This is a genomic window from Streptomyces sp. NPDC005070, assembly GCF_053600395.1.
Genome location: NZ_JBSFZS010000187.1, coordinates 1 through 9986, shown reverse-complemented (window position 1 = coordinate 9986; position 9986 = coordinate 1). Strand labels below are relative to the sequence as shown.

Here is a 9986-nt window from a genome sequence, read left to right as displayed (position 1 = left end):
CCCGCCCGGTCATCGGTCGACCGGTCGCCAACACCCGGCTGCACGTACTGGACGCCTCGTTGCAGCCGATGCCCACGGGTGTGCCAGGTGAGCTGTACATCGCCGGCGCGGCCCTGGCCCGGGGCTACCTGAACCGGCCGGGCCTGACCGCCGGGCGCTTCGTGGCCGACCCGTTCGGGCCGGCCGGCTCTCGGATGTACCGCACCGGCGACCTGGTGCGGTGGGACCCGGACGGGAACCTGGAGTTCCTCGGCCGTACCGACGACCAGGTCAAGGTCCGGGGCTTTCGGATCGAACTCGGCGAGATCGAGGCCGTGCTCGTCGAGCACCCGCAGATCACGCAGGCCGCCGCGCTGGTACGTACCGAGGCGGGCACCCGGCTGGTCGCCTACGTCGTGCCGGTAGCCGGTGCCACGGTGACCGTGCCCGCGCTGCGCGAGCACCTGCGCGAGCACCTGCCGGAGTACATGGTGCCGACCGCGTTCGTGATGCTGGACGCGCTGCCGCTGACACCGAACCGGAAGCTCGACCGGCGGGCCCTTCCGGCCCCCGGGCAGGCGGCGGCTGCCCCGGGCCGCGCTCCGCGCACCGCGACCGAACACGTGCTGGCCGGACTGTTCGCCGAGGTGCTCGGGGTGGCCGAGGCCGGGCCCGGGGACAGCTTCTTCGACCTCGGCGGGCATTCGCTGCTGGCCACCCGGCTGGTGGCCAGGGCACGGACGGCGCTGGGCGTGGAGCTGAGGCTGAGCGACCTGTTCGACGCGCCGACGGTGGCGGGACTGGCGGCGGCGGTGGACGGAGCGGACCGGGCACGGCCGACGCCGGGACGGCGCGAGCGGCCCGAGACGATCCCGTTGTCCTTCGCGCAGCGCCGGCTGTGGTTCCTGCACCGCATGGAGGGCCCGGGCGCCACGTACAACATCCCGCTGGCGCTGCGGCTGTCCGGCGACCTCGACCAGCGGGCCCTGGAAGCCGCTCTGGCGGACGTGGTCGAGCGCCACGAGAGCCTGCGCACCGTCTTTCCGGTGGTCGACGGCGTGCCGTGCCAGCGGGTGCTGGACCTCGACGAGGCACGGCCGCGGCTGCGGCTGACCGAGGTCGGTGAACGCGACCTGCCGGACCGGCTGGCGGAGGCGGCCCGGTACGGCTTCGAGCTCTCCGAGGAGCCGCCGCTGCACGCCGAACTGTTCCGGCCGGCGGCCGACGAGCACGTGCTGCTGGTGGTGGTGCATCACATCGCCGGTGACGGCTGGTCGATGGGCCCGCTCTCACGCGACCTGACCACCGCCTACGCGGCCCGCTGCGAAGGGGCGAAGCCGGAGTGGTCCCCGCTGCCCGTCCAGTACGCCGACTACGCCCTCTGGCAGCGGGAGCTGCTCGGCGAGAGCTCTGACCCGGACAGCCTGCTGAGCGGTCAACTGGTCTACTGGCAGGAGCAGTTGGCGGACCTGCCGGAACAGATCGAGCTGCCGTTCGACCGTCCCAGGCCGACGGTGATGTCCCACCGGGGCGCCCACCTGCCCGTACGGATCGACGCCGAACTGCACCAGGGCCTGCGCGCGCTCGCCCGTGACGGCGGGGCCAGCCTCTTCATGGTGCTCCAGGCCGGGCTGGCCGCCCTGCTGGGCAAGCTCGGCGCGGGCACCGACGTTCCCGTGGGCACGCCGATCGCCGGACGCACCGACGAGGCCGTGGACGACCTGGTCGGCTTCTTCGTCAACACCCTGGTGCTGCGTACCGACCTCTCCGGCGACCCGTCGTTCACCGAACTGCTGGGCCGGGTGCGCGCCGACGCGCTGGCCGCGTACGCGCATCAGGACGTGCCGTTCGAGCACCTCGTGGAGGCATTGAACCCGACCCGGTCGCTGGCCCACCATCCCCTGTTCCAGACCATGCTCGCGTTGCAGAACGCGCCGCTCGGCACGTTCGACCTGCCGCGCCTGCGCGTGGCGAGCGACCTGGTCCACACCGGGACGGCCAAGTGCGACCTGACCTTCATGCTGACCGAACAGCCAGGCGCGCAGGGGCTGTCGGGACTGGTGGAGTACAGCACCGACCTGTTCGACGCGGCCACCGTGGGGGACATCGTCGACCGGTGGCTGCGGCTGCTGCGTGCCGTGGTGGCCGACCCCGGCCGGCGGATCGGCCGGGTGGACGTGCTGTCCGCCGACGAGCTCCGCGCGCTGCTGCCGGCCGTCGACGGCCGCAGCGAGGAACTTCCGCAGAGCGGCCTCACCGCGCTCTTCGAGCGGCAGGTACGGGCGGACCCGGCGGCGGTCGCCGTGACGAGCGGCGAAGTCACCCTGACGTACGGCGAGTTGAACGCCCGGGCCAACCGGCTCGCGCACGCCCTGATCGCCCGGGGCGTGGGGCCGGAGCGGTTGGTGGCGCTGGCCCTGCCGCGCTCGGCCGAGCTGGTGGTGGCGGTCCTCGCGGTCCTCAAGGCGGGAGCCGCCTATGTTCCGGTGGACCCGCGGTACCCCGCCGCCCGGATCGCCCACCTGCTTCGGGACGCCCGGCCGTCGCTGCTCGTGACGACGAGCCGGACCGGTGAACTGCCGGGGGCGGACCCGGTGGAACGGCTGCTGCTGGACGCCGTCGACCTGGACGGACTGCCGGACACCGACCCGGAGGTCCCCCTCGATCCGGCCCACCCCGCCTACGTCATCTACACCTCCGGGTCCACCGGCGACCCCAAGGGCGTCGTGGTCCCGCACCGGAACGTGGTGCGGCTGTTCGACACCACCCGGGAGCTGTTCGGCTTCTGTGCCGACGACGTCTGGACCCTCTTCCACTCCTACGCCTTCGACTTCTCGGTGTGGGAGCTGTGGGGCCCGCTGCTGCACGGCGGGCGTCTGGTGGTCGTGGACCACGAGACCAGCCGCTCGCCCCACCGGTTCCTGGAACTCCTCGCCCAGGAGCGGGTGACGGTGCTCAACCAGACACCGTCCGCCTTCTACCAGCTGATGCGGGCGGACGAGGAGGCACCCGGGAGCGGCCGTTCGCTCGCCCTGCGCACCGTGGTGTTCGGCGGCGAGGCGCTGGAGCACGCCCGGCTGGCGAGCTGGTACGAGCGGCACCCGGACGACGCGCCGCGGCTGGTCAACATGTACGGCATCACCGAGACCACGGTGCACGTGACCTACGCCGCGCTGGACCGGTCCGGCACCGCCGCGGGTGAGATCGGCGCGGCCGTCCCCGATCTGCGGACGTACGTGCTGGACGCCCACCTGCGGCCGGTGCCCCCGGGAGTGCCCGGCGAGCTGTACGTCGCGGGCGCCGGGCTGGCGCGGGGTTACCTGAACCGGCCCGGTCTGACCGCCGGACGCTTCGTGGCCGACCCGTTCGGGCCGGCCGGTACGCGCATGTACCGCAGCGGCGACGTCGTGCGCCGGTGCGCCTCGGGGTCCCCCCGGCCGGAAGCCGGGGAAGACAGCCTGCGGTTCGTGGGCCGGGCCGACGACCAGGTGAAGGTCCGCGGCTTCCGGATCGAACTCGGCGAGATCGAGGCGGCACTCGCCACGCACCCCGGCGTCGCCCAGGTCGCCGTCCTGGCGCGGCACGACCGGACCGACGACACCCGGCTGGTCGCGTACCTGGTGCCCGCCCCGGATGCCGCCCCGCGCCCGGCCGAGCTGCGCGGGCACCTGCGGGAGCGGCTTCCGGAGTACATGGTGCCGGCCGCGTTCGTCACCCTGGAGAGCCTGCCGCTGACCGCCAACGGCAAGCTGGACCGGCGTGCGCTGCCCGCGCCCGACCTCGCTCCGGCGAACACCGGCCGCGCGCCGCGTACGCCCCAGGAGCAGATCCTGTGCGAGCTGTTCGCCGAGGTACTCGGGGTGGCCGGGGCCGGCGTCGAGGACAGCTTCTTCGACCTGGGCGGACACTCCCTGCTGGCCACCCGGCTGGCAGCCCGGGTCCGCGCGACCCTGGGAGTGGAGCTGGAGCTGCGCACCCTGTTCGAGACCCCGACCCCGGCCGGCGTGGCCTGCGCGCTGGCGGGTGCCCGCCCGGCGCAGTCGGCACTGCTGCCGCGCCCGCGGCCCGAGCGGATCCCGCTGTCGTTCGCGCAGCGACGGCTCTGGTTCCTGCACCAGCTGGAGGGGGCCGGCGAGAACTACCACATCTCCCTGGCGTGGCGGCTGTCCGGGAACCTGGACCGACGGGCCCTGGAGGCCGCCCTGGCGGACGTGGTGGTCCGGCACGAGACCCTGCGCACCGTCTTCCCGGTGGTGGACGGCGTGCCGTACCAGCAGGTGCTGGACATCGTGGCGGCTCGCTCGCGGCTGGACGTGAGCCGGACCACCGAGGCCGGGCTGCCGGACGTGCTGGCGGCCGCGAAGGCCCGGCCGTTCGACCTGGCGGCCGATCTGCCGCTGCGTGTGGGGCTCTTCGAGCTCGCACCGGACGAGCACGTGCTCCAGGTGGTGCTCCACCACATCGCGGGTGACGGCTGGTCGCTGGGCCGGCTCGCGCGGGACCTGACCGCCGCCTGTACGGCGCGCTGCCGCGGCGAGGAGCCGCGGTGGGCCCAACTTCCGGTCCAGTACGCCGACTACACCCTGTGGCAGCACGAGCTGCTCGGCGACGCCACGGACCGGGACAGCCTGCTCGCCCGCCAGGCGGCCTACTGGACCGAGCAGTTGGCCGATCTGCCGGAGCAGCTCCGGCTGCCCGGTGACCGGCCCCGCCCGGCGGTCGCCTCGCACCGGGGCGGCTTCGTGCGCGCCGGGCTGGACGCGGAACTGCACCGTGGTCTGCGTGAGTTCGCCCGCGTGCACGGGACCAGTATGTTCATGGTTCTTCAGGCCGGGCTGGCGGCGCTGCTGAGCAAGCTCGGCGCGGGCGACGACATCCCGGTCGGCAGTCCGGTCGCCGGCCGGACCGACCAGGCTCTGGACGAGCTGGTCGGCTACTTCGTCAACACCCTGGTGTTCCGTACGGACACCTCGGGCGATCCGACGTTCGCCGAACTGCTGGGCCGGGTCCGGGAGAACGCGCTGGCCGCGTACGCCAACCAGGACCTGCCGTTCGAGTACCTGGTCGAAGCCCTCAACCCGGTGCGGTCGTTGGCGCATCACCCGCTGTTCCAGGTCATGCTGGTGCTGCAGAACGCGCCCCGGGCCGACTTCGCCCCGCCGGGGCTGCGGGTCGGCGAGGTGGAACCGACCACGGATGCGTCCAAGTTCGACCTGGTCTTCTCGCTGTCCGAGCGGCACGCCGAAGACGGTTCGCCGGACGGGATCGACGCGTTCGTCCAGTTCGCGGGCGATCTGTACGATCCGGCCACCGTCGACACCATGATCGCGCGCTGGGTGCGGCTCCTGAGGGCGGCCGTGTCCGACCCGCAGCGACGGCTCGGACACGTCGATCTACTGTCCGTCGAGGAGCGCCGCGAGCTGCTGCCGGCCGTCGAGGACGGGGCGGTCGCCACGAGCCTGCCGGAGATGTTCGCGGCGCAGGTGGCGGCGACACCCGAGGGCGTCGCTCTGGCCTTCGGGGACGTAGAGCTGACGTACCGTCAACTCAATGTGTGGGCGAACCGGTTCGCGCATGCGCTGATCTCGCGGGGTGTGGGTCCGGAGCAGATCGTGGCGGTCGCACTGCCCCGGTCGGTGGAGTTCGTGGTGGCCGTCCTGGGCGTCCTGAAGACGGGAGCCGCCTATCTGCCGGTGGACCCGGCGTATCCGCAGTCGCGGATCGCCTTCATGCTGGAGGACGCACGGCCGGCCGTGGTGGTCGACGACCCGGCGACGGTGGCCGACGTGTCCGGACGGCCGGACACCGATCCCGCCGTCGCGGTGGACGCCCGGAACTCGGCGTACGTGATCTACACGTCCGGCTCGACCGGACGTCCCAAGGGCGTGGTGGTGAGCCACGCGGGTCTGCGGCGCATGGTGGCCGAGCAGGTCGAGCGGCTCGGCATCACCGCGGGCGACCGGGTGCTCCAGTTCTCCTCGCCCAGCTTCGACGTCTCGCTGTGGGATCTGTGCGGCGCGCTGCTCACCGGTGCCACCCTGGTGCCGGCACCCGCGGCCGAGCCGGTCTCCGCGCTGACCGACCCGAGCCTCGCCCTCACCCATGCGACGGTGCCTCCGTCCGTGCTGGCGGCGCTGTCGCCGGACGCGGTGACCGTGCCGACGCTGGCGGTCGCGGGCGAGGCGTGCCCGGCGGAGCTGGTGACGCGCTGGGCGCCGGGGCGCCGGATGATCAACGCGTACGGTCCGACCGAGACGACGGTCATCGCGACGATGAGCGAGCCGCTGTCGCCGGGTGCGGGCGTGCCGCCGATCGGCCGTGCCGTCGCCGGGTTCCGGGCGTACGTACTGGACCAGCGGCTGGGCCTGGTGCCGCCTGGCGTGACCGGCGAACTGTACGTCGCCGGTCCGGGCCTCGCCCGCGGCTACCTGAACCGGCCCGGGCTCTCCGCCGGACGGTTCGTGGCCTGCCCGTTCGGCGCGGCGGGTGAGCTCATGTACCGCACCGGGGACCTGGTGCGCCGGAGTACCGACGGGCAGTTGGAATATCTCGGCCGCGCGGACGACCAGGTCAAGGTGCGCGGCTTCCGGATCGAACTCGGCGAGATCGAGACGGCGCTGGCCGGACACCCGCAGGTCGGTCAGGTCGCGGTGATCGCCCGGAAGGACCGGGCCGGGGAAACCCGCCTGGTCGCCTACCTGGTGCCCGCCGACGGTGCCGAGCTCCGGCCGGAGGAACTGCGCACCCACCTGAGCGAATGGCTGCCGGACTACATGGTGCCCGCCGCGTTCGTCACCCTCGACGCCCTGCCGTTGACCACCAACGGCAAGCTCGACCGGCGGGCCCTGCCCGAGCCCGAGTTCACCGGATCGCGGGTCGGCAGGGCGCCGCACACTCCGCAGGAGCAGGTGCTGGCCGGGCTGTTCGCCGAGGTACTGGGCCTGACGCGGGTCGGCGTCGACGACAGCTTCTTCGACCTGGGCGGACACTCCCTGCTGGCCACGCGGCTGGTGGCCCGGGTCCGGGCGGCCCTGGGCGTCGAGCTGGCGCTGCACACCCTGTTCCGGACCCCGACGGTGGCCGGGCTGGCCGCCGCTCTGGGGGGCTCCGACCGGGCCAGGCCCGCCCTGGAGCGGACGGAACGGCCCGTGGGGACAGCTCCCGGCCGTCAAGACCGGGAGAGGGTACCGCTGTCGTCCGCGCAGCGGCGGCTGTGGTTCCTGCACCAGTTGGAGGGTGCCGGACCGGTCTACAACATGCCGCTGGCCTGGCGGCTGACCGGACCGTTGGACCGGGAGGCCCTGGAGAAGTCGCTCGCCGACGTCGTCGACCGGCACGAGAGCCTGCGCACGGTCTTCCCGACGGCGGACGGCGTGCCGTACCAGCAGGTGCTGGCCCCCGGGACGGTACGGCCGAAGCTGCGGACCGCCACCCCGGGCGACGCGACGGACCTGCCCGAGCTGCTGGCCGCGGCCGCCGCGCGCGGATTCGACCTCGCCGGCGAACCACCGCTGCGTGCCGAGCTGTTCGCAGCGGCACCGGACGAGCACGTGCTGCTGGTGGTGGTCCACCACATCGCCGGTGACGGCTGGTCGCTGGGCCCGTTGTCGGCCGACCTGGCCACCGCGTACACGGCGCGCTGCCGTGGCGAGGAGCCGCAGTGGGCGCCGCTGCCCGTCCAGTACGCCGACTACACCCTCTGGCAACGGGAGTTGCTCGGCGACCCGGCCGACGAGGACAGCCTGTTCGCCCGCCAGACGGCCTACTGGACCCGGCAGTTGGCCGGCCTGCCGGAGCAGATCCGGCTTCCCGCCGACCGCCACCGCCCCTCCGTTCCCTCCCATTCCGGCGGCCACCTCGCGGTCGAAGTGGACGCCGAACTGCACGCCGGGCTGATTCGCCTGGGCCGGGAACACGGGGCCAGCGCCTACATGGTGCTGCAGGCCGCGCTGGCGGCGCTGCTGGACAAACTCGGCGCGGGAACGGACATCCCGGTCGGGGGCCTGATCGCCGGCCGGACCGACCAGGCCCTGGACGACCTCGTCGGGTTCTTCGTCAACACCCTGGTGCTGCGGACCGACACCTCGGGCGACCCGACCTTCGCCGAACTGCTGGGCCGGGTCCAGGAGAACGCGCTGGCCGCGTACGCGCACCAGGACCTGCCGTTCGAGCACCTCGTCGAGGCTCTCAACCCGACCCGTTCGCTCGCCCGCCAGCCCCTGTTCCAGGTGCTGCTCGCGCTGCAGAACGTGCCCCGCACCGAGTTCGCCCTGCCCGGCCTGAGCGCCGAGATCGTACTGGTGCGCACGCCCACGGCGATGTTCGACCTCTCCTTCCACCTGCTGGAGCGCGGCGGCACCAGCGGTCCGGCCGAGGGCATCGTCGGGCGGGTCGAGTACAGCACCGACCTGTTCGACCGCGACACGGTTCAGGCGCTGGTCGACCGATGGCTGCGCCTGCTGACGTCGGTGGTCGCCGAGCCGGAGCAGCCGCTGAGCCGGATCGACGTCCTCGCCGCCGAGGAGCGGCACGAACTGCTGGTCGTACGCAACGACACCGCGTGCCCGGCCCCCGTCACCACGCTGCCGTCCCTGTTCGAGGACCGGGTCCGGGCGACCCCCGAGGCCACGGCGGTCGTGTTCGAGGACACCGCGCTGACCTACCACGAGCTGAACCGCAGGGCCAACCGCCTGGCGCACGCGCTGATCGCGCGCGGGGTGGGACCCGAGCAGGTCGTCGCCCTGCGCCTGCCGCGCTCCGCCGAGCTGGTGGTCGCCGTCCTCGCGGTCCTCAAGACGGGTGCGGCGTACCTGCCGGTCGACCCGGACTACCCGGCCGCCCGCATCACGTACATGCTCCAGGACGCGCGCCCGGCCGTGGTGCTCGACGATCTCGCGGCCGTCACACCGGCCGAGGAGCGGCCGGAGCACGATCCGGCCGTCGCCGTGGATCCGCGGCACCCGGCCTACGTCATCTACACCTCGGGCTCCACCGGCCGGCCCAAGGCCGTGGTGATGCCCGCCGGCGGGCTGCTGAACCTGCTGGCGTGGCACCACGGGGCCGTCGGTGGCGAACCCGGCACGCGCACCGCGCAGTTCACCGCGATCAGCTTCGACGTCTCGGTGCAGGAGATGCTCTCCGCCCTGCTGTACGGCAAGACCCTCGTGGTGCCCGTCGAGGAACAGCGCCGCAGCGCCGAGCTGTTCGCCCGCTGGCTGGACCGGCACGGGGTCGAGGAGCTGTTCGCGCCCAACCTGGTGGTCGAGGCGCTGGCCGAGGCCGCCGAGGAGGCCGGGCTCGAACTGCCGCAGCTGCGGCTGATCGCGCAGGCCGGCGAGGCGATGCGGCTGGGCGGTACGGTACGCCGCTTCCAGGCCCGACGGCCGGGCCTGGCGCTGCACAACCACTACGGCCCCGCCGAGACCCATGTGATCACCGCCTACCCGCTGCCGTCCGACCCCGCCGACTGCCCGCTGCCGGTGCCGATCGGCCGGCCGATCGCCAACTGCCGCGTGTACGTGCTGGATTCGGCCCTGCGACCGGTCGCCCCCGGTGTGCCGGGCGAGTTGTACCTCGCCGGAGCGGGACTCGCCCGCGGCTACCTGAACCGGCCCGGCCTCACCGCCACGCGGTTCGTCGCCGACCCGTACGGTCCGGTCGGCACGTTGATGTACCGCACCGGTGACCTGGTCCGCTGGCGCGCCGACGGCGAGCTGGAGTTCGGGGGCAGGACGGACCACCAGGTGAAGGTCCGGGGCTTCCGGGTCGAACTCGGCGAGATCGAGGCCGAACTGGCCGCGCACCCGGGCGTGGCCCAGGTCGCGGTGCTGGCGCGGGTGGACCGGCCGGGCGAGACCCGGATCGTCGCGTACGTGGTGGCCACGGCCGGGACCGGGGCGACGGCCGTGGAGTTGACGGCGTATCTGCGTGACCGCCTGCCGGACTATCTGGTGCCCTCGGCGTTCGTCCTGCTGGACAAGCTGCCGCTGACGCCGAACGGGAAGCTG

1 protein-coding gene is annotated in these 9986 nt (G+C 73.4%); it reads left to right on the top strand.

Annotated elements, in window-relative coordinates; translation table 11 throughout:
• The coding region (locus ACWEBX_RS34700) for an amino acid adenylation domain-containing protein (protein ID WP_451888736.1) at positions 1-9986 on the top strand (9986 nt) is incomplete at both ends.